20 protein-coding genes are annotated in these 22,500 nt (G+C 59.2%); 4 read left to right on the top strand and 16 right to left on the bottom strand.

The window, feature by feature from the left end; all coding sequences use genetic code 11:
* Nucleotides 1–32 precede the first annotated feature (32 nt).
* The gene (locus IDH41_RS15305; RefSeq protein WP_190862488.1) at nt 33–203 is read left to right on the top strand and encodes a hypothetical protein; all 171 of its coding nucleotides are present in this window, start codon (nt 33–35) and stop codon (nt 201–203) included.
* 67 nt (nt 204–270) lie between these two features.
* Here IDH41_RS15305 and IDH41_RS15300 read toward each other — a convergent pair whose 3' ends face one another.
* Nucleotides 271–684 carry a TerB family tellurite resistance protein gene (locus IDH41_RS15300; RefSeq protein WP_190862486.1) on the bottom strand — a complete coding sequence of 138 codons (414 nt, stop codon included), beginning with the start codon at nt 682–684 and terminating at the stop codon, nt 271–273.
* Between the two features lie 190 nt (nt 685–874).
* Between IDH41_RS15300 and IDH41_RS15295 the strand changes: the two genes are divergently transcribed.
* The gene (locus IDH41_RS15295; protein ID WP_223829757.1) at nt 875–1,813 is read left to right on the top strand and encodes an alpha/beta hydrolase; all 939 of its coding nucleotides are present in this window, start codon (nt 875–877) and stop codon (nt 1,811–1,813) included.
* A gap of 90 nt (nt 1,814–1,903) precedes the next feature.
* On the opposite strand, the gene IDH41_RS15290 is transcribed toward IDH41_RS15295, so the two are convergent.
* From IDH41_RS15290 to IDH41_RS15255, 8 genes are all read right to left on the bottom strand, one after another.
* The gene (locus IDH41_RS15290; RefSeq protein ID WP_190862484.1) at nt 1,904–2,413 is read right to left on the bottom strand and encodes a hypothetical protein; all 510 of its coding nucleotides are present in this window, start codon (nt 2,411–2,413) and stop codon (nt 1,904–1,906) included.
* A 128-nt stretch (nt 2,414–2,541) separates the two neighbouring features.
* Nucleotides 2,542–3,984, bottom strand: a complete 1,443-nt coding sequence (locus IDH41_RS15285; RefSeq protein WP_190862482.1) for a bifunctional 2-methylcitrate dehydratase/aconitate hydratase — start codon at nt 3,982–3,984, stop codon at nt 2,542–2,544.
* Between the two features lie 25 nt (nt 3,985–4,009).
* Complete coding sequence (prpC, locus tag IDH41_RS15280; RefSeq protein WP_190862480.1) at nt 4,010–5,131, bottom strand: bifunctional 2-methylcitrate synthase/citrate synthase; 1,122 nt, start codon at nt 5,129–5,131, stop codon at nt 4,010–4,012.
* Nucleotides 5,131–6,018, bottom strand: a complete 888-nt coding sequence (gene prpB / locus IDH41_RS15275) for a methylisocitrate lyase (RefSeq protein ID WP_190862478.1) — start codon at nt 6,016–6,018, stop codon at nt 5,131–5,133. The genes prpC and prpB overlap by 1 nt, the downstream gene beginning before the upstream one ends.
* Nucleotides 6,019–6,040: 22 nt before the next feature.
* Nucleotides 6,041–7,177 carry an acyl-CoA dehydrogenase family protein gene (locus IDH41_RS15270; RefSeq protein ID WP_190862477.1) on the bottom strand — a complete coding sequence of 379 codons (1,137 nt, stop codon included), beginning with the start codon at nt 7,175–7,177 and terminating at the stop codon, nt 6,041–6,043.
* A 24-nt stretch (nt 7,178–7,201) separates the two neighbouring features.
* Nucleotides 7,202–8,068, bottom strand: a complete 867-nt coding sequence (locus tag IDH41_RS15265; RefSeq protein WP_190862475.1) for a 3-hydroxybutyryl-CoA dehydrogenase — start codon at nt 8,066–8,068, stop codon at nt 7,202–7,204.
* Nucleotides 8,069–8,086: 18 nt separating this feature from the next.
* Nucleotides 8,087–9,256: an acetyl-CoA C-acetyltransferase gene (locus tag IDH41_RS15260; RefSeq protein ID WP_190862473.1), complete on the bottom strand. Its 1,170-nt coding sequence runs from the start codon at nt 9,254–9,256 to the stop codon at nt 8,087–8,089.
* Between the two features lie 18 nt (nt 9,257–9,274).
* Nucleotides 9,275–10,411 carry an acyl-CoA dehydrogenase family protein gene (locus IDH41_RS15255; RefSeq protein WP_190862471.1) on the bottom strand — a complete coding sequence of 379 codons (1,137 nt, stop codon included), beginning with the start codon at nt 10,409–10,411 and terminating at the stop codon, nt 9,275–9,277.
* Between the two features lie 250 nt (nt 10,412–10,661).
* On the opposite strand from IDH41_RS15255, the gene IDH41_RS15250 reads away from it, so the two are divergent.
* The gene (locus IDH41_RS15250; RefSeq protein WP_190862469.1) at nt 10,662–12,431 is read left to right on the top strand and encodes a glycoside hydrolase family 2 protein; all 1,770 of its coding nucleotides are present in this window, start codon (nt 10,662–10,664) and stop codon (nt 12,429–12,431) included.
* A gap of 120 nt (nt 12,432–12,551) precedes the next feature.
* Here IDH41_RS15250 and IDH41_RS15245 read toward each other — a convergent pair whose 3' ends face one another.
* The 4 genes from IDH41_RS15245 to nirB form a co-directional block, all read right to left on the bottom strand.
* Nucleotides 12,552–13,472, bottom strand: coding sequence for a TIGR03943 family putative permease subunit (locus IDH41_RS15245; protein WP_190862467.1), 921 nt, complete (start codon nt 13,470–13,472; stop codon nt 12,552–12,554).
* Nucleotides 13,469–14,377, bottom strand: a complete 909-nt coding sequence (locus IDH41_RS15240) for a permease (protein WP_190862465.1) — start codon at nt 14,375–14,377, stop codon at nt 13,469–13,471. The genes IDH41_RS15245 and IDH41_RS15240 overlap by 4 nt, the downstream gene beginning before the upstream one ends.
* A gap of 109 nt (nt 14,378–14,486) precedes the next feature.
* Nucleotides 14,487–16,628, bottom strand: a complete 2,142-nt coding sequence (nasC, locus tag IDH41_RS15235) for an assimilatory nitrate reductase catalytic subunit NasC (RefSeq protein ID WP_190862672.1) — start codon at nt 16,626–16,628, stop codon at nt 14,487–14,489.
* Nucleotides 16,609–18,762 carry a nitrite reductase large subunit NirB gene (nirB, locus tag IDH41_RS15230; protein WP_190862464.1) on the bottom strand — a complete coding sequence of 718 codons (2,154 nt, stop codon included), beginning with the start codon at nt 18,760–18,762 and terminating at the stop codon, nt 16,609–16,611. The genes nasC and nirB overlap by 20 nt, the downstream gene beginning before the upstream one ends.
* A 424-nt stretch (nt 18,763–19,186) precedes the next feature.
* On the opposite strand from nirB, the gene IDH41_RS15225 reads away from it, so the two are divergent.
* Nucleotides 19,187–20,428, top strand: a complete 1,242-nt coding sequence (locus IDH41_RS15225; RefSeq protein WP_190862462.1) for a nitrate/nitrite transporter — start codon at nt 19,187–19,189, stop codon at nt 20,426–20,428.
* Between the two features lie 51 nt (nt 20,429–20,479).
* Here the strand turns inward: IDH41_RS15225 and IDH41_RS15220 are convergent, their stop codons facing one another.
* From IDH41_RS15220 to IDH41_RS15210, 3 genes are all read right to left on the bottom strand, one after another.
* On the bottom strand, nt 20,480–20,911 hold the full coding sequence (locus IDH41_RS15220; RefSeq protein ID WP_190862460.1) for a VOC family protein: 432 nt from the start codon (nt 20,909–20,911) through the stop codon (nt 20,480–20,482).
* 4 nt (nt 20,912–20,915) lie between these two features.
* The gene (locus tag IDH41_RS15215) at nt 20,916–21,461 is read right to left on the bottom strand and encodes a hypothetical protein (RefSeq protein ID WP_190862458.1); all 546 of its coding nucleotides are present in this window, start codon (nt 21,459–21,461) and stop codon (nt 20,916–20,918) included.
* Between the two features lie 95 nt (nt 21,462–21,556).
* Nucleotides 21,557–22,366, bottom strand: a complete 810-nt coding sequence (locus tag IDH41_RS15210; RefSeq protein ID WP_190862456.1) for an alpha/beta fold hydrolase — start codon at nt 22,364–22,366, stop codon at nt 21,557–21,559.
* Between the last annotated feature and the right edge of the window lie 134 nt (nt 22,367–22,500).

The following is a 22,500-nucleotide window of genomic DNA, read 5'->3' as shown; positions in this document are numbered from 1 at the left end:
CCGGGCCAGCCGCCCGCAAGGAGGAACAAGGCATGTGGAATTCGTTTATCGCCGAGCAGTTATGGGAAGACCGTCAGAAGGAATGGAAGAAGCGCGACCGCAGGGGGGATTTTGCCGAAAGGACGGCGCAGATGCATGATAAACGGACGAAGGCGGCCGCCCTGAAGAAGTGGATCTATAAATTCAGGAACTATTCGCCGTAGCCGATGACAAACAAAATGGAGTGCTATCGACGGCTTCGTCGGCACTCCATTCTTCGCGCGGCTACGATTATCTCTTATATTCCAAAATCATCTTCAAACCCTCGATCCGCAGCGAATCCATCCGGACGACCCAGCCTTTGAACGATTCATAAGCTTCGTCGGAGAAGCCGAACTGCCGCTTAAGCTCTCCGGCAATCTGCTTTTCCTCGTCGTTGTAATCGCCGTCCGCGAAGATGAGCAGCAAAATCTCGGCAAAAAAGATATTTTTCACCTGTTCGTCCCGAAGGCCGCCGATAATGTCCGGGAGCTTACGATCTGCAGATAAGGAAATCTCCGACTGCTCGATCCCCATTTCGTCCATGTAGGACTTTAAATATTGCCGCTCTTTCCGGTTGACGAAACCGTCCGCGTTCGCGACGACATGCGCCAATTCCAGAAAAGCGAGTTTATCCTCTTTCGTCTGCAGAAAATGCAAAAACAAAACGGCCCACTCCCCGATTGAATGATATGATCCAGCTCATAACCTTTTTCGACATCTTCTCCCTTATTCCTCTCTCGATGCGACAACATTCACACATTTGTCCGTTATTTCGAATCCGTAAGCGAACGGTTTAACCTCTCCCGCGATTAGGCATATGCTGAACTATCCGATTTTGGAGAGGAAAATGACTATGCAGCGCAATTTCCAATATGATCGAACGTCTCCTTGCGGCGCTCCCCGGCAAGACGGCCGAATGAACGGGCTTGCGCATCCTTGGCATTACGGCTTTGCGCCCCCCTATTCGCACGATTGGCGGTTCCCTCCGAACTATCCGGCTTACGCGAAGCCCGCGTGGCCGCAGCTCGCCGCGACGCCTTGGCTCGAGAAGCAGCTTCCGCTAACCTTCGTCCTTATCCATGGCGCTTGGGCGGACGCCGGCTTCTGGGACGGAATCGCTGCGGAGCTTCGCGCGATGGGCCACACCGTGCACGTGCCGGAGTATCCGGGCCATGGGCCCGATTCGAACAATGCGGTCACGCATGCGATGATGACGGAGTCGCTGGCCGATTACATCCGGCGGAACGACTTGCGGGACATCGTGCTCGTCGGCCACAGCTTCGGCGGCACGCTCATTCAGAAAACGGCGGAACTCGTACCGGAGCGCATCAAACGGCTCGTCTTTCTTAACGCCTTCGTATTGAACGACGGACAGAGCGTCGCGGACGAATTTCCGCCGCAAGCGCTGCAGCTGTTCGACCTGCTCCGGAGAAGCTCGCAGGACGACACGATCATGCTGCCGTTCGCGCTATTCCGCGAGACGTTCGTCAATTTGGCCAGCCTCGGCCTCGCCGAGCGGATCTATCGCGGCATCTCGCCCGAACCGGCCGGTCCCTCCTACGAGAAGCTGGATTTGAAGAAATTTTACGCCCTGGATATGCCGAGGAGCTACGTCTACCTGACGGAAGACAACGTCCTTCCGCTCGGCAGCAGCGAGTACGGCTGGCATCCCCATATGTCTAGCCGGCTTGGCTTGTTCCGGTTCATCCAAGGCGGCGGCGACCATATGTCCACCGCGATGACGGAGCCGCGCATGGTGGCGCAGAAGCTTTACTCGGCCGGAAGGGATTAGGACGGCGCCGCGAACGGAACGAGGCTGTCTCTCCAATCGGGAGACAGCCTCATAATTTGACGTACGTTGCCGTTGACGGGACCGGTCCGGTTAAGGGACATACTGCTGAACGATCCGGACGATCTCCCCGTTCTTCACCGTTAAGTGATACGGGAAATTCTTTAAGGCGAGATCGTCTTCCGTCTCGATCAGTCCGGCGAACTTCCCGACCGTAATCTGCTCATCCCATACGATGTCGGCCTCTTCGATCTTGCCGGTCCGGTTGTATATTTGCATGAGCACGACGGCATCTTCCGCGATCGGCAGCTCGCGAAGCTCGACATCGTCATTGACGATATAGTAACCGTCCGGAGGTCCATCCATTTCCGCGTCCTCTTCGCGTTCCTTGAACTTTTGCGCGGCTTGCTCTCCCTCGTACCATTCCATCCGGTCGAACGTAACGACGTAGCGTCCGTCCTTCGATTCGACTTGGTCGATGTAGACGGATTGCAGATCCGGCGTCGCCTTGACGGGAATATACTCCTTCACGCCCGCGGACGCAAAGGTGAACGCCGTAAGACTAGCTAATGCGATAACGGCAATCGCGGCATATTTTTTCATCGCGCTGACGCCCCTTCTTTATATGGACTATATTCTTATTCGCTCTCTATACAGAATATAACGTCCGCGATGCCCTATAGGTTACAAACCGGCTACAAAAAAGTTTCGCCGCTTCCGCGCGCCTGAGCTCAAATGACGAACAGATCGACGAACCGCTGCACCGGCATCCGCTCCAGCGCGGTTTGGTCGCTGCACGATTCCAGGATGGCTTTGGCCGGCTTGGCGGAAAATCGGCTCCTGACGTTCGCTTCGAACTTTCGCTCGAGCAGCGGAATCGCCTCCGCGCGCCTGCGGCGGTGGCCGATCGGATATTCGATTTCGATTCTCTCCGTCGCGGAGCCGTCCTTGAAGAAAACTTGAACCGCATTCGCGATCGAGCGTTTGGACTCATCCATATAATCGCGGGAATACCGCTTGTCTTCGGAGACCGTCATCAACTGCCTTAACCGGTCGATGCGGGGATCGGCCGCCGCTTCGTCCTCGTAATGATCGGCCGTCAGCGAGCCGTGCAGAAGCCCGATCGCCGTCATGTACTGCAGGCAATGATCCCGGTCGGCCGGGTTGTGAAGCGGTCCGCGCTTATCGATAATGCGAATGGCGGACTCATGCGTCGCAATCTCGATTTTATCGATATCCTCGATTCGTTCCTTTACGGCCGGATGAAGCCGGACGGCGCATTCGACGGCCGTCTGTCCGTGGAACTCGGCGGGATACGAAATTTTGAACAAAACGTTTTCCATGACGTAGGTGCCGTAAGGCTTCGGGAGCGTGAACGGCTTTCCTTTGAACAAGACGTCGTAAAATCCCCAGTTCGTCGCCGTCAGAGCCGAAGGATAGCCCATTTCTCCCATAACGGCCATCAGCGCGAGCCGCACGCCCCGGCTCGTCGCATCGCCCGCCGCCCATGATTTGCGGGTGCCCGTGTTCGGCCAGTGGCGGTAAGCGCGCAGCGGGTGCCCGTCGAGCCATGCATTGGACAGCGCCGCCGCAATATCGTCCCTCGTCCCGCCGAGCAGCTTCGCGGCAACCGCCGTCGTGGCGACCTTGACGAGTATGACATGATCGAGCCCGACCCGGTTGAAGCTGTTCTCGAGCGCGATGACGCCTTGAATTTCATGCGCCATAATCATCGCGGCCAGCACGTCCTTCATCGTATACGGCGGCTTGCCTTCGGCGAGCCGCGCTCGGCTTGCGTAATCGGCGACGGCCAGAATGCCGCCCAGATTGTCGGACGGATGGCCCCATTCCGCCGCCAGCCAAGTGTCGTTGTAATCGAGCCAGCGAATCATGCAGCCGATATTGAAAGCCGCGGTAACCGGATCGGCCTGGATGGACGTGCCGGGCACGCGCGAGCCGTTCGGCACGATCGTGCCGGGCACGATCGGTCCGAGCAGCTTGGCGCATTCGGGATATTTCAGCGCAAGCAGGCCGCAGCCTAGCGTATCCATCAAGCATAGCCTGGCAGTCGCATACGCCTCGTCGCTCCCGATCTCGTAATGAAGAACGTAATCGGCGATATCGGCAAGCACGCGATCCGGCTCCGGCCGGGCGCTGCTGATCAGGTTAGTCATGACGTCCCCCCTCTATCGCTTTCGTTTAAACGCGTTCGCCGATCGGCAACCAAGGCAGCGGGTCCGGACCGTCGTAATCGGCGCTCGGCCGGATGATCCGGTTGCCGGCGCGCTGCTCGATAATATGGGCGATCCAGCCGCTCAGCCGCGATATGACGAATATCGGCGTGAAGAAGGAGGTCGGGATGCCCAGGCATCGGTAGGCCGACGCGCTGTAGAAATCCAGGTTCGGGAACAGGTTATTCTCCCGACGCATCACCCGCTCGATCCGCTCGGAGATGCGGTATAACTTCTCGTTCCCGCCATGCCCGGCAAGCGTCTTCGACCACGCCTTGATCAAATCCGATCTCGGATCCGACACCGAATAGACGCGGTGTCCGAAGCCCATCACAAGCTTCCTGTCCGCCAGCATCCGCATAATACCCGCCTCGGCCTCGTCTTCGTCGCCGAAGCCGTCGATCAGCTCCATGGCCGCTTCGTTCGCCCCGCCGTGCAGCGGGCCGCGCAGCGTGCCGATGCCGGTCGTCACCGCCGAATACAGGTCCGACAAGGTGGATGCCGTGACGCGCGCCGCGAAAGTCGATGCGTTGTACTCGTGCTCGGCGTACAGAATGAGCGAGACGTCCAGTGCGCGCTCATGCAGCTCGCCCGGCGGCTTCCCGTGCAGCAGGCGGAGGAAATGGCCGGCGACGGTGCCGTCGTCCGTCTCCGTATCGATCCTTCGCCCGCTCGCCGCATAATGATGCCAATAGAGGAGCAGCGACGCGCAGCAGGCGATCAGCCTGTCGGCGATGTCCCTTTGACTCCGTACGTCCGATTCCGGCTCGAAGGAAGCCAGCGCGGACACGCCCGTTCGCACGACGTCCATCGGATGCGCGTTCCGGGGCAGCTGCTCGAGGATGGCGCGGACGCCTTCCGGCAGCCCGCGCAGGCCTGCAAGCCGCTCTTTATACCGGCGCAGCTCCGAATCGGTCGGCAAATTCCCGTAAATGAGCAGATGCGCGGTCTCCTCGAACGTAGCGTGCGCCGCCAGATCGTGAATCGAGTACCCCCGGTACGTTAGTCCCTTGCCTTCCTTCCCCACGGTAGCGATGGCCGTTCGGCCGGCAATGACGTCGGCGAGCCCGCCCGCTTTTTTGTCCGCCATCAGCCCTCTCCCCCTTCCGTTCCGAACAGCTCATCCAGCTTGCGCTCATAGTCGTGATAATGCAGCAAATCATACAGCTCGGCGCGAGTTTGCATGAGTCCGACGGCGCTTTGCTGCGTCCCTTCTTGACGGATCGACCGGTACGCCCGCTGCGCGGCCGCGCTCATCGCCCGGAACGCGGAGAGCGGGTACAGCGCGAGCCCGACCCCCGCGCCTCGCAGCTCCTCCGCCGTGAAGAGCGGCGTCTTGCCGAATTCCGTTATATTGGCGAGAATCGGCACCTTCACCGCCTCGGCGAATCGCGCGTAATCTTCAAGCTTCGTGACCGCCTCGGGAAAAATCATGTCCGCGCCCGCCTCGACGCACGCGCATGCCCGCTCGATCGCCGCCTCCAGCCCTTCGACGGCGATGGCGTCGGTCCGGGCCATGATGACGAAATGAGAATCTACCCTCGCATCCGCCGCCGCTTTGATCCGATCCGTCATCTCGGCCTTGCCGACGATCGCTTTGTTCGGCCGGTGGCCGCAGCGCTTGGCCGCGACCTGATCCTCGATATGGACGCCGGCCGCCCCGGCGCGTCCCATTTCCTTCATCATGCGAGCGATCTGGAAGGCGCCGCCGAAGCCGGTGTCCGCATCGACAAGCAGCGGAAGATCGGTAACGCTCCCGATGCGGCGGACGTCCTCGAGCACGTCCGCAAGCGTCGTGATGCCTAGATCGGGAAGCCCGAACGAAGCGTTCGCGACGCCCGCGCCGGACACGTAGAGGGCGCGGAAGCCTTCGCGCTGCGCCATCAGCGCCGAGTAAGCGTTGATCGTCCCCGCCACCTGCAGGGGACGTTCAAGAAGTACCGCCTCGCGCAGCCGTTTGCCGGGTGTATGCTCCATGGCTGCCTGTCACCGCCTTTCCTTATTTCAACAGCTGTCCGCTAATGACGATCCGATGGATTTCGTTCGTTCCTTCATAGATTTGCGTGACCTTCGCGTCGCGGAACAGCCGCTCCGCCGGCTGCTCCTTCGTCCACCCTTGCTCGCCAAGCAGCTTCACGGCCGCCCCCGCCGCTTCGACGGCCGCATCCGAGGCGAACAGCTTCGCCATCGACGCTTCCTTCGTGCACGGCCGCCCTTCCTGACGCAAGCCGGCCGCGCGGTAGACGAGCAGTCTCGCCGCTTCCGTCTTCGCCGTCAATTCGGCCAGCTGCACGTGATGAGGCCGAAGATTGCCTCTGACGACGGCGCCCCGCCCGCTCGCGAATCGCCGCTCGAGCAGCGCAAGCGACGCCTGCGCGATTCCGAGCGCCTGCGCGCCGATGCCGATCCGGCCGCCGTCGAGCGAGCCCATCGCAATAGAGAAGCCCTCCCCCTCCTTGCCGAGCCGCTGCGACGCCGGCACCTTCACCCCCTCGAAGATCAATTCGCAGGTATTCGATCCGTGAAGGCCCATTTTCTTCTCCTTCTTCCCGACTTGCAGCCCTTGTGTTCCGCTTTCGACGATAAACGCCGTCATGCCGCGGGAGCCCGCCGCCGGATCGGTAACGGCGAACGTCAAGTAGCAGTTCGCGGCGCCTGCGTTCGTAATGAATACCTTCGTTCCGTTCAGCAAGTAATGGTCGCCCTGCCGCTGAGCCGTCGTTCGGATCGCCGCGGCGTCCGACCCCGCATGAGGCTCCGTCAACGCGAACGCGCCAAGCCATTGTCCCGACGCCAGCTTCCTGACGCAGCCGTCCCGCTGTTCATCCGTTCCGTAATGAAGGATCGGCAGCGTGCCGACCGACGTATGGACCGACAGGATAACCCCGACCGCGGCGCTGATCTTCGACAGCTCGTTGATCGCGATGATATAGGAGACAAAATCGCGGCCGGCGCCGCCCCATCGCTCGGGTACCGGAATGCCCATCCAGCCTAGCCGACCTATCCGCTTCACCAAAGCCGAAGGAAATTCGTCCAGCCGCTCCATGTCGGGCACGGCCTGCGCCGCTTCCGTCTCCGCGAACTGCCGAACCGCTTCCCGCAGCTCTTCCTGTTCCTTCGTAAACCGGAACTCCATAGGCCGGCCTCCTTTCCGGATCACCTACCCCCGCTGCTCATCCCCGTAATCGTAAAACCCCCGCCCCGTCTTCCGCCCGAGCCAGCCGGCCTGCACGTACTGCCGCAGCAGCGGACACGCCCTGTATTTCGAATCGCCGAAGCCGTCCCGGAGCGTCTCCATGATCGCGAGGCAAGTGTCGAGCCCGATGAAATCCGCCAAGGCAAGCGGGCCCATCGGATGATTCATCCCGAGCTTCATTACCAGGTCGACCGCTTCCGGCAAGGCTACGCCCTCGTATACGGCGTACACCGCTTCGTTGATCATTGGCATGAGAATGCGGTTGGAGACGAATCCCGGATAATCGCGAACCTCCACGGCCGTCTTCCCGATCGCTTGGGCGAGCGCCTTCACGGACGCAAGCGTATCGTCCGAGGTGCGCAGCCCCCCGATAATCTCGACAAGCGGCATGACGGGTACCGGGTTCATAAAATGCATGCCGATGACCTTCTCCGGCCGCGCGGTCGCGGCCGCGATTTCCGTAATCGGAAGAGAGGAAGTGTTCGTTGCCAGGATGGCGTCCGGCCCGCAGCGTCGATCCAGCTCCCGGAACAGCGTTTTTTTCATCTCGAGGTTCTCCGGCGCCGCCTCGACGACCAGCCCGGAGTCCGCCGCATCCGCAAGCGTTGCCGAGAGCGTTATGCGATCCAGCGCGGCCTGGCTCTGTTCCGCGCTGATGCGTCCTTTATTCGCGAGACGGACCAAGGAAGCCCGGATATGGCCGAGCCCGCGCGCCGCCTGCTCCTGGCCGATGTCGTACAAAACGACCTCAAAGCCGTGCTGCGCGAAGGTTTGAGCAATGCCGCTTCCCATTTGACCGGCTCCCAGCACCGTTACTTTTCGGATTTGCATCGCCATCCCTCCCGTTTATCACCCGTCCACCCGAAGCATGATCGCGTCGCCCTGCGCCCCGCCGCTGCATATGGCGGCTACGCCGATGCCGCCGCCCCTGCGGAGCAGCCCGTTCAGAAGCGAGAGCACGATTCTTGCCCCGCTCGCGCCGATCGGATGGCCGAGCGCGATCGCGCCGCCGTTCACGTTCACTTTGTCCGGGTCCCAGCCGAGCATTTGCCCGCAAGTAAGCACGACGGCGGCGAACGCTTCGTTCACCTCGAACAAGTGAACGTCCTTCAGCTCCACGCCGGTTCGTTGCAGCAGCTTGCGAATGGCCAGCGCCGGAACCGCGGCCAATTGCGGCGCCTCCGCGCCGACGGAAGCATGGCCGACGATTGCGGCCAGCGGCTTGTGGCCGCTCCGCAGCGCCCTCTCCTTCGACATGACCACCATCGCGGCGGCTCCGTCGTTCACGCCCGGCGCGTTGCCGGCCGTAATCGTGCCGGCCGGGTCGAAGACCGGCCGCAGCAAGGCCAGCTTCGACGCGTTCGTGTCGGGCCTCGGGCATTCGTCGGTCGCGAGCGCCGCTCCGGCGTGCTGGAGCGTGACGATTTCTTCGGCGAATAAGCCTTGCCTGCTCGCCGCCAACGCGCGCATGTGGCTGCGCAAAGCCCACGCGTCCTGTTCGGCTCTGCCGATGCCGAATTCCGCCGCGGCCCGGCTGCCGTGAACGGCCATATGGACGCCGGCGAACGGGCAGAGCAGCCCGTCGTGCACCATCAGGTCGGCGAGCTCTGCGCCGCCCAGCCTGGCCCCCCACCGGACGGCGGTCGCCGCGTACGGGGCGCCGCTCATGCTTTCCATGCCTCCGGCAACGACGGTGTCCGAGTCGCCGGAGCGGATCATCTGATCGGCCATCGTAATCGCTCGAAGACCCGAAGCGCATACTTTGTTGATCGTTTCGGACGGCACGTTCCAATCGAGGCCGGCAAGCCTCGCCGCCTGTCGCGACGGAATTTGTCCCGCCCCGGCCTGCAGCACCATGCCCATGACGACGCCGTCCACCTTGCGCGGGTCGACGCCCGTTTTTTGCAGCGCACCTTTGATCGCAGACGCGCCGAGCTCTACCGCCTTCACGTCTTTGAACATGCCGCCGAATTTGCCGAACGCCGTTCTTGCGCCTCCGAGAATGACGGATTCGCCCATAGCGGCATCTCCCCCTGCTTAAGTCAACATCCGATAGTGGAGGTCCGTTTCCATGCCTCCGGTTCCGATGCCCGTCTCCAAGCATTTGGCATCCCTTAGAAACCTCTCCATTCGGTATTCCCTCATATAGCCGTAACCGCCGAATATTTGAATCGCTTCGAGAGAAGCGTCAATCGCCGTCCGCACGGCGAACGCCTTGGCGATCGCCGCTTCCCTCGCGAAGGAAATCCCTTCGTCCATACGCCAAGCCGCCTGGTACGCCAGCAAACGCGCCGCCTCGATCCTCGCGGACATGTCGGCCAGCTTGAACGACACGCCCTGCCTTCGTCCGATCGTTTGGCCGAACTGCTTGCGCTGCCTTGCGTGCGCGGCAGCCGCTTCGAGCGCGCCCTGCGCGATGCCGACCGCCATCGCCGCCGCGCCGAGATGCGCGAGATCGGCGATCGAGTCGGCGATCGTTCGGCCTTGCCCGGGCCGGCCGAGCATATGCCGCGCCGGAACCCGGCAGTCGTCGAACGTCGCCTCGGCGGTCATGAACGACCTTAGGCCGAGCTTGCGTACTTTATTCGTTATTCGGAAGCCCGGCGCGTCGCCGTCGATCCAGAACGCGGTCAAGCGAGTGCCGGCACCGCGGCGCCGCGCGGCCGCGAAGACGACGTAGCCGTCGGCAGCCCCCGCGTTCAACACAAAGGGATGCTTGCCGCGCAGGACGTAGGTCGCCCCCTCGGCTTCCGCGAAGACGCCGCCGTTCGATCCGTCTTTTGACAGCCGGCCGACCGGCAGGCCGCAGCCCGCGAGCTTCTTGCCGCCGGCCGCCGCCGCCAGCGTTTCCTCCCGCAGCGAATCGCCGCCGAAGCGAAAAATCGGCCAAACGCCAAAAGCCGTATGAGCCGCCAGGACGGCGGCCGTAGACGCGCATAACCGGGCGAGCTCCTCGAGCGCGACGACGTAGGTGACGAAATCGCTTCCCGCGCCGCCGCAGCTCTCGGGAATCACGATACCGGCGAGTCCGAGCTCGCCCAGCTTGCCGAACAGCCCTTTCTCGAACCGCTCCTCCTCGTCGCGGATTCCCGCGCCGGGCCCTGCCTCCTTCTCGGCGAATTGCCGAACGGCTATCCGGGTCATTTCCTGTTCCTCGGATAAATGAAACCGCATCGCCTCCCTCCTCCCGAACATGTGGACAAAGTTCGACGGTATCCGCGTCAATGAATTATATGAAGAGCCGCGAGCGAAAAGTATTGCTTTATATACGTAACTATAGAGTTAATTATTTCTCGTTGGTGAAACGCTGGAATAGTCATTGACAAGCGTATCCGAGTTTTTTATACTCTTTTTGTATTTAAAAGATATGCTTGGACATTAATTATTAACTTAAAAATTAACTAGTTTCGAAAGGTGGATGAAGATGGCAGCAGTAAATCCGTCCATTCCGCGCCCGGAGTACCCTAGGCCCCAGATGGTGCGCCCGGCGTGGATCAATTTGAACGGCGAATGGGAATTCGAAATCGACCACGGCAGCAGCGGCAAGCAGCGCCGTTTGTTCGAGGCGGCTTCGTTGGCAGGCAAAATAACGGTACCGTTCTGTCCGGAGAGCAAGCTGTCGGGCGTCGAGAACAAAGACTTCATGCGTGCGGTCTGGTACCGCAGAACGATCGACATTCCGTCCGATTGGAGCGGAGGACGCGTTCTTCTTCACTTCGGCGCGGTCGACTACGCAACCGAGGTATGGGTCAACGGCAAGTCGGCCGGCACGCATCGCGGCGGCTATTCTTCCTTCTCGTTCGATATTACCGACCTGCTCGAGTCCGGCGCCAACGTGCTGACCGTCTGCGCGGAAGACGATCTTCGCTCCGGTCTGCAGCCCCGCGGCAAGCAGTCGGGCTTGTATCATTCGCACGGCTGCGATTACACCCGTACGACGGGCATTTGGCAGACGGTTTGGCTGGAATCCGTTCCGCGGCAATATATCCGCTCCTTCAAGCTGACGCCGGACATGGAGAACGGCGCCCTCCACATTGACGGCGAATTCATCGATGCCGACGGCTTTACCCTGACGGCGGAAGGTTTGTTCGACGGCAAAATCGTCGGCACCGAATCGGCTGTCGTGAGCGGCAGGCAAGCGCGGCTTACGGTCAAGCTCTCGGAGCGCCACTTGTGGGAGGTCGGCTCGCCGAAGCTTTACGATTTGAACCTGTCGCTTCGGAACGGCGGGAGCACGGTCGACCGCGTCGAGAGCTACTTCGGGCTTCGTTCCGTCAAATGGGACAATAACGCGATCCTCATTAACGGCAAGCCCGTCTTCCAGCGCCTCGTGCTGGATCAAGGCTTCTATCCGGACGGCATTTATACGGCCCCTTCGGACGAAGACCTCAAACGGGACATCAAGCTGTCCATGGAGCTTGGCTTCAACGGCGCCCGCCTGCACGAGAAAGTATTCGAAGCCCGCTTCCTGTACTGGGCCGACCGGCTAGGGTACCTCGTATGGGGAGAGCATGCCAACTGGGGGCTCGACATTACGACCGCCCAAGGCCTCCAGCAGTTTCTGCCGGAGTGGACCGAGATCGTCAGCCGGGATTACAACAGTCCGGCATTGGTCGGGTGGTGCCCGTTTAACGAAACGTGGGACAATTCGAAGGGCGCGCGTCAGGACAACGAAGTGCTGCGCATCGTCTATCACGTGACCAAATCGCTCGATGCCACCCGTCCGGTCATCGATACGAGCGGCAACTTCCATGTCGTGACCGATATTTTCGACGTGCACGATTACGAGCAAAATCCCGAGAAATTCGCGCAGCATTACGAAGCGATGCGTACCGGCGGCGAACGGTTCGTTACCTTCAAAGACCGGCAGCGGTACGAGGGACAGCCGTACTTCGTCAGCGAATACGGCGGCATCTGGTGGAATCCGGGGCAAGCCGACGAGAAAAGCTGGGGCTACGGCGACCGGCCGAAGACCGAAGAGGAGTTTCTTGCGCGCTATGAAGGACTGACGCTAACGCTTCTCGAAAATCCGTATATTTGCGCCTTCTGCTACACGCAGCTCTACGACGTCGAGCAGGAAGTGAACGGCCTCCTCACCTACTGCCGCGAGCACAAATTCAATCCGGACCAGATCAGGAAAATCAACGCGACGGTCGCCGCGATCGAGAAGCAGTTCGCGAACGCCGCGAAATAAATTTTCCGGCATGAAATAAAAAAGAAACCTTTCCTTCTTGCATACGGCTGCTGTTCGCTGACCGCATATTGCAATAGGATTGGTTTCTTTTTTTATTATTAGGATCCGCCCGACTTTGCCTTACGACCGATAGACGTATGGATCTTCGGGCTCGTCCAACCGTTCCCATTCGCTCGCTCGCAATACCGGAATCGTCTGCTTAAACGGCTGGTACAGCTCCCAAGTCAGCTTCCCTTTGACGCGCACCCACTCATCGTCGCTCAATTGCGTATTTTTGGGGAACTCGACCAGCATCCCGAACACGCCGGAATCGGCGACGCAATGGATGAACCCGAAGCGGAACACGAAATAGTGCGTGTCGTCCACCTGCTGCCCTTTGTACACGAAACCGTTAAAACCGATCTCCTTGCCCATAAAAGCTTCGGGCGAATTGTAAATCGCTTCCATACCCGCCAAATAGTCGCGATCGGTCAATAACACGGCCGGCCGATTCACGAATTCCGCCAGCTCTTTGTCTCTCACGGCCTCATAATCGTCGGGTTTGTAAAAGACGCTGGAGTCCGGCTTCAAAAATTGATGGGCGCCCGGATTATCCGCGGCGGCCGCGTCAAAACCCGGGAACGAGAACCCTTTCGCCTTCACGAAGCTCGAATCCAGCGCGTGCGCCGGCAGGAACAGTCCCGTTGCGATCGGTACGGCTAAGATGAAGTAGCCGATAAACCGTTTCAGTCTGCTTTCATGGCCATGCGAATGCCCATGGTCGTGATGATCGGAGTGGTGATGCAGATTCCCGTCACTGCCGTGGGCGTGATGCTCGCATTGCCCGCTCTCCCCTTCGCCCGCTTCGGCCTGACGCTTCTCCTCCGCGATTTGCCGCCGCGAGGCGCGGATGAATTCAAAAATGCACAGAAGTCCCAAAATGACGACGGCGCTAATCGATAAATAGGCGTATTTCATGTTAATGTACTTCCTGATCTCTCCGGTGTAGTGAAGCATGAAGAACATAAATGAAAATCCGAACAAAATGAAATAGCGGATCATCCGAACAGCCTCCCCACGATCAAGGATCCGGCCAATGTAAATACGGCCGTGAAACCGATAAGAGCAACGACGAATTTCGTTTTGAAAACGCCGAGCAGCATGAGCGTATTTTTAATGTCGATCATCGGCCCGAATACGAGAAACGCCGAGAGCGAGCCCGTTGTGAACGTGCTCCTGAACGAGGCGGCGATGAAGGCGTCCGCTTCCGAGCATAAAGAAATAAGAAAGGCGAGCGCGATCATGACGAGCGATGCCGTCACCGGGTTGCCGCCGATGTGAAGCAAATACGAGGTCGGAACGAACGTCTGCATGCAAGCGGCGATCAGCGCGCCGAGAACCAAATATTTGCCGACGGCGAAAAACTCCTCGATCGCATGCTCGATGACTTCGTACAGCTTTCTGCCGAGCGGAACGGAAGGCGGCGGGGGCACGACCCCATCTTCAAGAGCTGCTGCGTGCTGCGGCAGGGGGATGCGCAGCGGCAGCTCCTTGAACAGCAGCGAAACCGCAAGCGAGACGGCCATCGCGACGGCCGTGGCCAGAGCGGCTCGAATGGCCGCCATCTCCCAATCATTGCCGAAGGCGATGTAGGTGGAGAACAACACGATCGGATTGATAATCGGGCCGGTCAGCATGAAGGCGATTGCGGCATGCAGCGGCATGCCCTTGCCGATTAACCGCCTGGTAATCGGTACGATGCCGCATTCGCAAGACGGGAAGAACATGCCGATGCCGCAGCCGGCTATGGTCGACAACACCCGGTTTCTGGGCATGATGCGGGCGATCCAGCTGTCCTTGACGAACGATTGAATCAAGCCCGAAATAAGAACGCCGATCAGAACGAAAGGAATAGCCTCCATGACCATGCTTATAAAAATCGTGTTTAATTGGTAGATTGTCGTCATGCCGTTCAGCTCCATCGTCCATTTTTGCGAGAGTTATTCAAATGATATAACCTAATATAGCACAAAAAAAAGAGCCGCAAGCTGCGCGGCTCATTTTTAAAATCGATATTCAGGTCTTCCCGGCCAGCCGAAGCGGAACGATCGATACCGTCGACGTTTTGAAGCCGGGCATTTTGCAATTCGGATCGAGCTCCGGGCTCGTCGCCTTGTTCACGTTCTGCGCATCGCCCCAATGCATCGGAACGAAGAGCGTATCCTCCCGAATTTTATCCGTAATCCGGCTTTTCACCTGAAAGCTGCCCCTGCGGGAACGGATCTCCACCCACTCTCCGTCCTCGATCTTGTATTTTTTGGCCGTTCGCGGGTGCAGCTCGATATAGTTATCGACGTTGCGCGCGGCGAGCGACGGGCTTCTGCGCGTCTGTACGCCGGTCAAATAATGGGACAGCAGCCGACCGTTCGTCAGCGTCAGCGGGTAATCGCCGTCCGGCGTCTCCTGCGGCAGGCGGCTCGGCACCGGGAAGAAGACGGCTCTTCCGTCGGCATGGGCGAAGCTTCGCTCGAACATCATGCCGCTCGGCACTCCGCTGTCCGTAGAAGGGCAAGGCCAATACACGCCGCCTTCCTTGCGCAGCCGGTCATAGGTGATGCCGTAATAATCGGCCAACCCGCCGCGGCTCGCCTCTCGCAATTCGTTGAAAATAGCCTCCGCCGACTCGAACGGAAAATAACGTCCTTTGCCCAGCATCGCCGCAAGCTCGCCTAGGATCTCCCAGTCGTGCCTCGTTTCTCCCGGGGGCGCAAGCCTGGATTCCCTGAGCAGAACGCGCCCTTCGAGATTCGTCAACGTGCCGTCGTTCTCCAAATAAGCGGTTACGGGCAATACGACGTCCGCCATTCTTGCCGTCTCCGACAGGAACATATCCGCGACCGCGAGAAATTCAACCTTCGCGAGCCCCTCTTCGACCAAATCCGCATTCGGATTCGAGACGACGGGATTGGAGCCCATGACAAGCAGCGACCGGATCTCTTCCCGATGAACAAGCTCCATCATCTCGTAGGCCGAGACGCCTTTGCCCGGAAGCTCCGCGGGATCGATGCCCCATACGGCGGCGACGTGCTTGCGGTCCTCTTCGTTATCGATGGACCGGTAGCCCGGCAGCTGATCGCTCTTCTGGCCGTGCTCCCTTCCGCCTTGTCCGTTGCCTTGCCCGGTCACGGCGCCGTAGCCGCAGCCCGGCTTGCCGATCTTGCCGGTCGCGAGCACCATGTTGAGGAAATTGCGCACCGCGACATGGCCGTCCGTCTGCTGCTCGACTCCCCTGGCCGTGAAAATGATGCCGGTAGCGGCTTTGCCGTACGCGACGGCAGCCTTATGGATGTCCTCCTTGGCCAGGCCGGTCAGCTTCGCCACATCTTCAAGATCGATAGCAGAAATATGCTCTTCCAAAGCGGCGAAACCCCTCGTTCGTCCGGCGATGAAGCCCGGGTCCGTCAGCTTCTCGTCGAGCAGCACCTTCAGCATGCCGTTCGCCAAAGCCGCATCCGTGCCCGGCTTCAACTGGAGATGCAGATCGGCGATTGCGGCGGTCGCGGTCTCCCGGGGGTCGATGACGATGATGAAGGCGCCGTTCTCCTTCGCCCTCGTGAAATAAGGCATTAGCGTCGGCTGGCATTCGGCGATGTTCGTCCCCGCCAAGATGATGCAACGGGCTAACGGGATATCGGACAGGCGGCAAGTAAGTCCCCTGTCGACGCCGAATGTCTTGTTGCCGGCGGATGCGGCGGCCGACATGCAGAAGCGGCCGTTATAATCGATATATTTGGTGCCCAGCGCCACGCGCGCGAATTTCCCCAGCAAATAGGCGGACTCGTTCGTCAGCGAGCCGCCGCCGTATAAACCGATGGCGTCGGCCCCGTGCCGCTGGCGGACGGCAAGGAAATTATCGCTGATCATGCCTAACGCTTCCTCCCAGGAAGCCCGCACGAGTTGCCCGTCCTTCCTCACGAGCGGATGAAGCAGCCTCTCCGGGCTCATGAGATGCTGATGCGCGTTCATGCCCTTCACGCATAGGCGGCCTTCCGAAGCGGCATTCGGGATACCCTCGACGACGTAGGCGGGGCGACGCGTCCCGGCATCCGGGATTTGCGGCGTAATTCGGATTTTGCATTGGACGCTGCAGAACGGGCATTGCGTATCGACGTGCCCGCGTTCGTTCAACGTCGTTCGTTCATTGGAGATAAGCTGCATACGTTTCACCGAGCCCTTCCTCTTTATTGTCGTTCCGGTCCGGAGCGCCGGCTCTCGCCAGAAGCTCCGAGCGGAACTCCGCGTCGAGCAGCGTTTCTCTAATTTCTATAATTCCGTATCTCTCCATCCACTTCCACATCGGTTCCCCGAACGCCGCGCTTTCCCTGTAAAGCTGCAGGCACGATACGGACATCGCAAGCGCTTCGGCTTCGTCGCGGGCGATGCCGACCAGCTGGCCCTGCTTCACCGGATGCTCCGCGTGTCCCGCCGCGTATATCTCCCAGCCCGAAGGCGCGCCCGTTATCCCGATATCGCGGACGAGCACGCCGGCCGGACGATGGAGCCCCGCCGTTACGGCGGCGTTTACCGGCGCAGGGAACGGAACGCCTTCCCATCTGCGGTACAGCGCCGTCCCGAGAGACCGCGAATCGAAAGGTCCCGGAGCGGCCTGCTCTTCTTCTGTCACGATGCCGACTGACAATCCGATGTTAAAAATATTGACATCGACATCCGATCGGCTGTTTGCGTCCTGGCGGCCGTTAAGCGCCAAATAATACGATACGGCCGGCCGGCATATGCCGCAGCCCGCCGGCTTCGTCCAGCCGAGTGCGCGCATGACCTCGCTATGCGAACCGAAGCCGGCTTCGGCGATCGCCGATTTCAACCGCTCGTGGCCAATTTCCGTGCAGCCGCATACCGCTGGCTCGGCCTGCTTCTCCGCCGTTCTTCCTTGCCGCAACGCGAATCGGATGACCGCTTCCACCATCGGCCGGCATCCGCCGCAGGAGCTGGACGCTTTGGTGCAATCCCTGACCTCGTCGACCGTCTGCATGCCGTCCTCGATTACCGCTTCCATGATCGCCGATTTCCGGACGGCATTGCATGCGCAGACCGTTTCGCGATCCTGCATGCTTGCGGCGGCCTCGTCGAAACCGCCGGATTCGCCGTCCCCGGGCGACGCGGCAAGCGCCGTTACCGCCGATTTGCGCTTGACCAAATCGAGCAGCTTCATCCCCTCGGCCGTATTCCCGTAGAGGATGGCACCTCTTACGATGCCGTCACGCATCGTCACCTTCTTATAAGTGCCCTTAATTCCATCGTACAGCTGCATCGCGGTTTCGGCTTCGTCCTCGCGGATGTCGCCGACCGAGAACACCTCGACGCCCGACACTTTCAGCTGCGCATAAGGAATGGAGCCCGTGTATGGCGGCGTCTCGCGGCCGCAAACGACCGATGCCAGCACCTTTCCTTGTTCATAGAGCGGGGCAACGAGACCGTATGCGATTCCGCGGTGCTCCGCGCATTCGCCGACCGCATATATATCGGGGATGCTGGTCCGCATGTAATCGTCGACGACGATTGCCCGGTTCGTCTCGAGACCGCAGCCGCGGGCAAGCTCGATATTCGGCCGGATGCCGACCGAGACGACGATCAGGTCCGCCTCCAAGGAAGAGCCGCCGGTGAATCGAACGCCCTTCGCCCTGTTCAAGCCGGTTATGCTCTCGGTCTCTTTATTCAGCCAAAATCGCATCCCCTGTCCTTCCAATTCCTTGCGCAGCATGTCGGCCGCGGTCCGGTCAAGCTGCCGGTTCATTAGATACGGCGCATTGTGGATGACGTCCGTCTCCATCCCGAGATTGAGCAGCCCCCTCGCCGCTTCGAGTCCCAGCAAGCCGCCGCCGATCACGGCCGCTTTGCGGTATTTTTTGGCGTAGTCCATCATCTTGCGGCAATCCTCGATATTCCGGAACGAAATGACGCCGGATTTATGAATGCCCGAGATCGGCGGGATGAAGGCGGACGATCCGGTCGCGATAATTAAGGAATCGTATTCTGCGCGAAGGCCGGACTGCGTCTCCACCGTACTCGAATCCGGATGGATGCGGACGACGGTTTCACCCGTATATAAACGGATATTCCTCTCCTTGTACCATGCCCAATCGTTAATGGTAATATCGTCGATCGAGGAGTCGCCCTGCAGCACCTTCGACAGCAGAATCCGGTTATAATTCGGATGCGGCTCGCTGCCGAACACCGTAATGTCATAAAGCTGGGGCTCAAGCTTACAGATCTCTTCCACGCATTTGATTCCGGCCATGCCGTTACCGATGACAACCAGTTTTTTTCTCTTCATCGTCTCTCACATCCACTCATGCTATTTCTAATCTCTCACATCTAGCGTCAGCTTTCATCGAAAATAAACAGAAAAAGCCCTCTCCCCCTTTGAGGGAAAAGGGCATCGTTGCCGTAAGAGCTAGGCACGCCGCTGTGCAAACTCCATGTATAATGTAAGATTAGTGCATGTTGCCGCCTGTGTCAATATAACTAACAAATATTGTGCGGAAGTTTCAAAAATAATTTGGTGTCAGATATATTGACATGCATATCACGTGCACTTATAATTCGAATTGGGATCGCGAACCAGCGAACCCCCTCATACTTGAATGGTTGCACAATGGCGTGCTTCCGATGGCAACGCGGCCGCATTTCCTTCCTGACTTAGGATGGACTGCGGCCTTTTTTGGTTAAGATCGAGAAGACAAAAAGGAGAGATTTAGATGGAGAAAAAAGGATTTTGGCAAAGCGGGCATAAGCCTACGCTGTTCAGCGCGTTTTTGTATTTTGACGTCAGCTTCATGCTCTGGGTATTAATCGGACCGCTCGCCGTCATTATCGCGGCCGATTATCCGATGGATGCCGTGCAAAAAGCGAATTTGGTCGCCCTTCCGATTCTCGGCGGTTCGATTCTGAGGCTCGTGCTCGGCTTTATGACGGACTATATCGGTCCGAAGCGGACGGCGCAGATCGGCATGCTGACGACGCTCATTCCTCTCGTTCTCGGCTGGCAGTTCGTGCAATCGCTCGACCAGCTGTACGTCGTGGCGCTGCTTCTCGGCGTAGCCGGCGCTTCGTTCGCGGCCGCCCTGCCGCTCGCGAGCCAGTGGTATTCGAAGGAGCATCAGGGACTTGCGATGGGAATCGCGGGAGCCGGCAACAGCGGCACCGTCATCTCCACCTTGTTCGCCAACCGCCTTGCGCAGCATTACGGTAGCTGGGAGATCGTCTTCGGCCTTGCGATCATTCCGATCGTCGTCGTCTTCATCCTTTTCACCATTTTCGCGAAAAACAGCCCGAACCGTCCCGCGCCGAAGAAGCTTTCCCAATACGCCCAAGTGTTGAAGCAGGGCGACGCCTGGATCTTCTGCGCCTTTTATTGCGTTACTTTCGGCGGTTTCGTCGGTCTCTCCAACTATTTGACGATTTTCTTCAACACGCAATACGGCCTCTCCCCGATCCGCGCAGCAGACTTCACGACATTCTGCGTCATCGCCGGAAGCTTCTTCCGACCGGTCGGCGGTTACTTGTCCGATAAGCTTGGCGGCGCCAAAATGCTGACCATCCTATACGGCGGAGCCGGACTTATGCTGGCCGCCGTCGCGACGCTGCCCGCGCTGCCGGTCGTCCTGATCATCCTGTTCATCGGCATGATGTGCCTGGGCGCCGGAAACGGCTCGGTGTTCCAGCTTGTCCCGCAGCGCTTCGGCAACGAGCTCGGTCTGATGACCGGCATTATCGGAGCGGCCGGCGGACTCGGCGGATACGCGCTGCCGCTTATCCTCGGGCAGCTGTACCAATCGACGGGCTCCTATGCCCCGGGCTTTCTCATTCTTAGCGGCATCACGCTTTGCGCGCTTATCCTTCTGACGGTCATGCAGCTCAGCTGGCGCAACAAATGGATGGAGAAAGGCGGCAAAGCCCGTCTGGAGACCGTTGCGGACGGATCGCAAATCAACGCCTGATACGAAAAAAGCCTTTATGCCGGATTCCCGCGCATAGAGGCTTTTGCCCTATTATAGATCGTCTCTCCTGCGCCATTCGATCAAATTGATCGGATTGCCGTCGGGATCGTAAACGTCGAAGTCAATATGGTCGTTCCATTCGGACGACCAGCGGTTGACCCGCCCGACCTTGACGCCCTGCGCCGTTAACCGGTCATAGAATGCCAGCGCGCCTTCGCAATACAAATTAAACGCCGGGTGCCGGAGCGGCTCCATATCCGGTTGTTCGATCAGCGTTAGCAGCGGCGTCGGACTTTGTTCGGAAATCAAATAATTAGCGCCTCTGCCGTCCTCCCACCGCTCCACGTCGCGAAGCTTCAGCCCAAGCGCCTCGGAATAGAAAGCAAGCGCCGGCTCAAGGCGGCTGACACGGATAAACACGGTCCCAAGCGATTTGACGGTCATCTCGTTCCCCCCAATATAATCGATGATTATTCGTTTCATTTCCCTAATCTTTCTGGCCAATCAATGGACCAATGATCTCATCATCCCAAATTTGAGCTTCGATATATCTTTCGGGTCCTTTGCTGCCGTCCCCGTTCCACTGCTGGGGCAGCCCGTATGTAAGAATAAGTTCCATAATTTCGGACTTCGTATACACTTGCTCCCGATACGGCTTGCCGTCCTTGTACCGCATGGTCGGAAATAAGTCGCCGTAGGTGAAGCTGACCGCTTCCTCCTTGAACCTGTCTAGTTCAATAACGATCCGCCCGCTATGCTTGTACCACTCGCGCAGCCACTCGCATTCGCCTAGCGTCATGTAATGCGGATAACGTTTCAGCGGACGGCCTCCTTTCGCGATGAACGAATCGCGCGCCTTGCCTTCCAGCTCCCTCCGGATTTCGACGTAATCCACTGACCGACGGCTCGCGAAGACGCCGCCATCGCTTCTCAGGCGAGCGGATACTTGCCGCGCTTCCTCCAGCGGAAGGCTTGATAAATTTCTGAACGGGCCTTGGCCCGTCTCGAAATAATGGTACAGCCGATAACGCATGCCGCAGTCACCTCACCCGTATTATACCAGCCGAATCGGGAGTTGGATACAAAAAAAGGAAGCGCCGCGCATCGCCTTCGCGCGCTCCCTTCCGCTCAGCAAACAAATCCGATGATCTCCTCGTTCACCTTCTCCTTCTGCTCCCAGAACAGCCCGTGCCCGCTGTCGCCGAGCCAGACCAGCTTCGAGCCGGGAATGCTTTTGTGCAGCACGGCGGCCAGCTGCGGCTTCACGATTTCGTCATGGACGCCTTGCAGGATCAACGTAGGCACTCTGATGCTTGCGACATCCCCGAACAAGGTTTCTTCCCGCAGCGAGACGAGGACGGCCGTAGTCGAATAGCCCGCCGCCAGCAGGTTGATCTGGAAAAACCAATCCGCGAAAGGCTCTCCGATATTCCGGAAGAAGAACATGCCGTTCAAATCCCGCAGCATTTTAGGTCGGTCGTTCTCGGTGGCTTCGATAAGCCGATCCACATCGTCCTTCGATAGCCCGTAAGGAAAGTCAAGGCGCTGGACGAAGCTCGGAGCCGCGGCGGCAAGCAGAATGAGCTTGGACACGCCATGACCGCCGTGCCGGCCCATGTAACGGATGGATATCGCGCCTCCGACGGAATGGCCCACCAACGTAAAGTTTCGAAGATGAAGAGCGTCGACGACGCTTCGCACGTCGTCCGCGAGGCAGTCGTACGAATAGCCTTCCCAAGGCTTATCGGAATGGCCGAACCCCCTCAGGTCAATGGCGACGCAGCGAAAGCCCATGGCGGGAAGCACGTTGAATTGATACTCGAACAGCCGGTGATCCGCAGGCCAGCCGTGAATGAAGAGCAGCGTATGCTCGCCGGCCGGGTTAACGTCCTCGACAAAAATTTTTACGTCTTGCTTGGCCTCAACAAAGTAGCCCATTTCGATTCCTCCGTATCTTAGCATTGAATTCCTAATAAGATACTCATGCGGCCCGTAATGGGTGAATGCCTAATACGCCGTTCTCGTTAAAGAATATGTCGTTAATTATTTATTTCGGACAGCGCGTTCTGACA

Origin of the sequence: Paenibacillus arenilitoris, assembly GCF_014705655.1 — a bacterium.
Classification (GTDB): Bacteria; Bacillota; Bacilli; order Paenibacillales; family Paenibacillaceae; genus Pristimantibacillus; species Pristimantibacillus arenilitoris.
The sequence above is the reverse complement of the archived record's forward strand: the minus strand, read 5'-3'. Positions and strand labels throughout refer to the sequence as shown.

Coding starts and splice junctions, on each gene's coding strand:
- IDH41_RS15305 (WP_190862488.1), top strand. CDS start 33: ATGTGGAATTCGTTTATCGCCGAGCAGTTATGGGAAGACCGTCAGAAG.
- IDH41_RS15295 (WP_223829757.1), top strand. CDS start 875: ATGCAGCGCAATTTCCAATATGATCGAACGTCTCCTTGCGGCGCTCCC.
- IDH41_RS15290 (WP_190862484.1), bottom strand. CDS start 2,413: ATGAAAAAATATGCCGCGATTGCCGTTATCGCATTAGCTAGTCTTACG.
- IDH41_RS15285 (WP_190862482.1), bottom strand. CDS start 3,984: ATGACTAACCTGATCAGCAGCGCCCGGCCGGAGCCGGATCGCGTGCTT.
- prpC (WP_190862480.1), bottom strand. CDS start 5,131: ATGGCGGACAAAAAAGCGGGCGGGCTCGCCGACGTCATTGCCGGCCGA.
- prpB (WP_190862478.1), bottom strand. CDS start 6,018: ATGGAGCATACACCCGGCAAACGGCTGCGCGAGGCGGTACTTCTTGAA.
- IDH41_RS15270 (WP_190862477.1), bottom strand. CDS start 7,177: ATGGAGTTCCGGTTTACGAAGGAACAGGAAGAGCTGCGGGAAGCGGTT.
- IDH41_RS15265 (WP_190862475.1), bottom strand. CDS start 8,068: ATGCAAATCCGAAAAGTAACGGTGCTGGGAGCCGGTCAAATGGGAAGC.
- IDH41_RS15260 (WP_190862473.1), bottom strand. CDS start 9,256: ATGGGCGAATCCGTCATTCTCGGAGGCGCAAGAACGGCGTTCGGCAAA.
- IDH41_RS15255 (WP_190862471.1), bottom strand. CDS start 10,411: ATGCGGTTTCATTTATCCGAGGAACAGGAAATGACCCGGATAGCCGTT.
- IDH41_RS15250 (WP_190862469.1), top strand. CDS start 10,662: ATGGCAGCAGTAAATCCGTCCATTCCGCGCCCGGAGTACCCTAGGCCC.
- IDH41_RS15245 (WP_190862467.1), bottom strand. CDS start 13,472: ATGATCCGCTATTTCATTTTGTTCGGATTTTCATTTATGTTCTTCATG.
- IDH41_RS15240 (WP_190862465.1), bottom strand. CDS start 14,377: ATGACGACAATCTACCAATTAAACACGATTTTTATAAGCATGGTCATG.
- nasC (WP_190862672.1), bottom strand. CDS start 16,628: ATGCAGCTTATCTCCAATGAACGAACGACGTTGAACGAACGCGGGCAC.
- nirB (WP_190862464.1), bottom strand. CDS start 18,762: ATGAAGAGAAAAAAACTGGTTGTCATCGGTAACGGCATGGCCGGAATC.
- IDH41_RS15225 (WP_190862462.1), top strand. CDS start 19,187: ATGGAGAAAAAAGGATTTTGGCAAAGCGGGCATAAGCCTACGCTGTTC.
- IDH41_RS15220 (WP_190862460.1), bottom strand. CDS start 20,911: ATGAAACGAATAATCATCGATTATATTGGGGGGAACGAGATGACCGTC.
- IDH41_RS15215 (WP_190862458.1), bottom strand. CDS start 21,461: ATGCGTTATCGGCTGTACCATTATTTCGAGACGGGCCAAGGCCCGTTC.
- IDH41_RS15210 (WP_190862456.1), bottom strand. CDS start 22,366: ATGGGCTACTTTGTTGAGGCCAAGCAAGACGTAAAAATTTTTGTCGAG.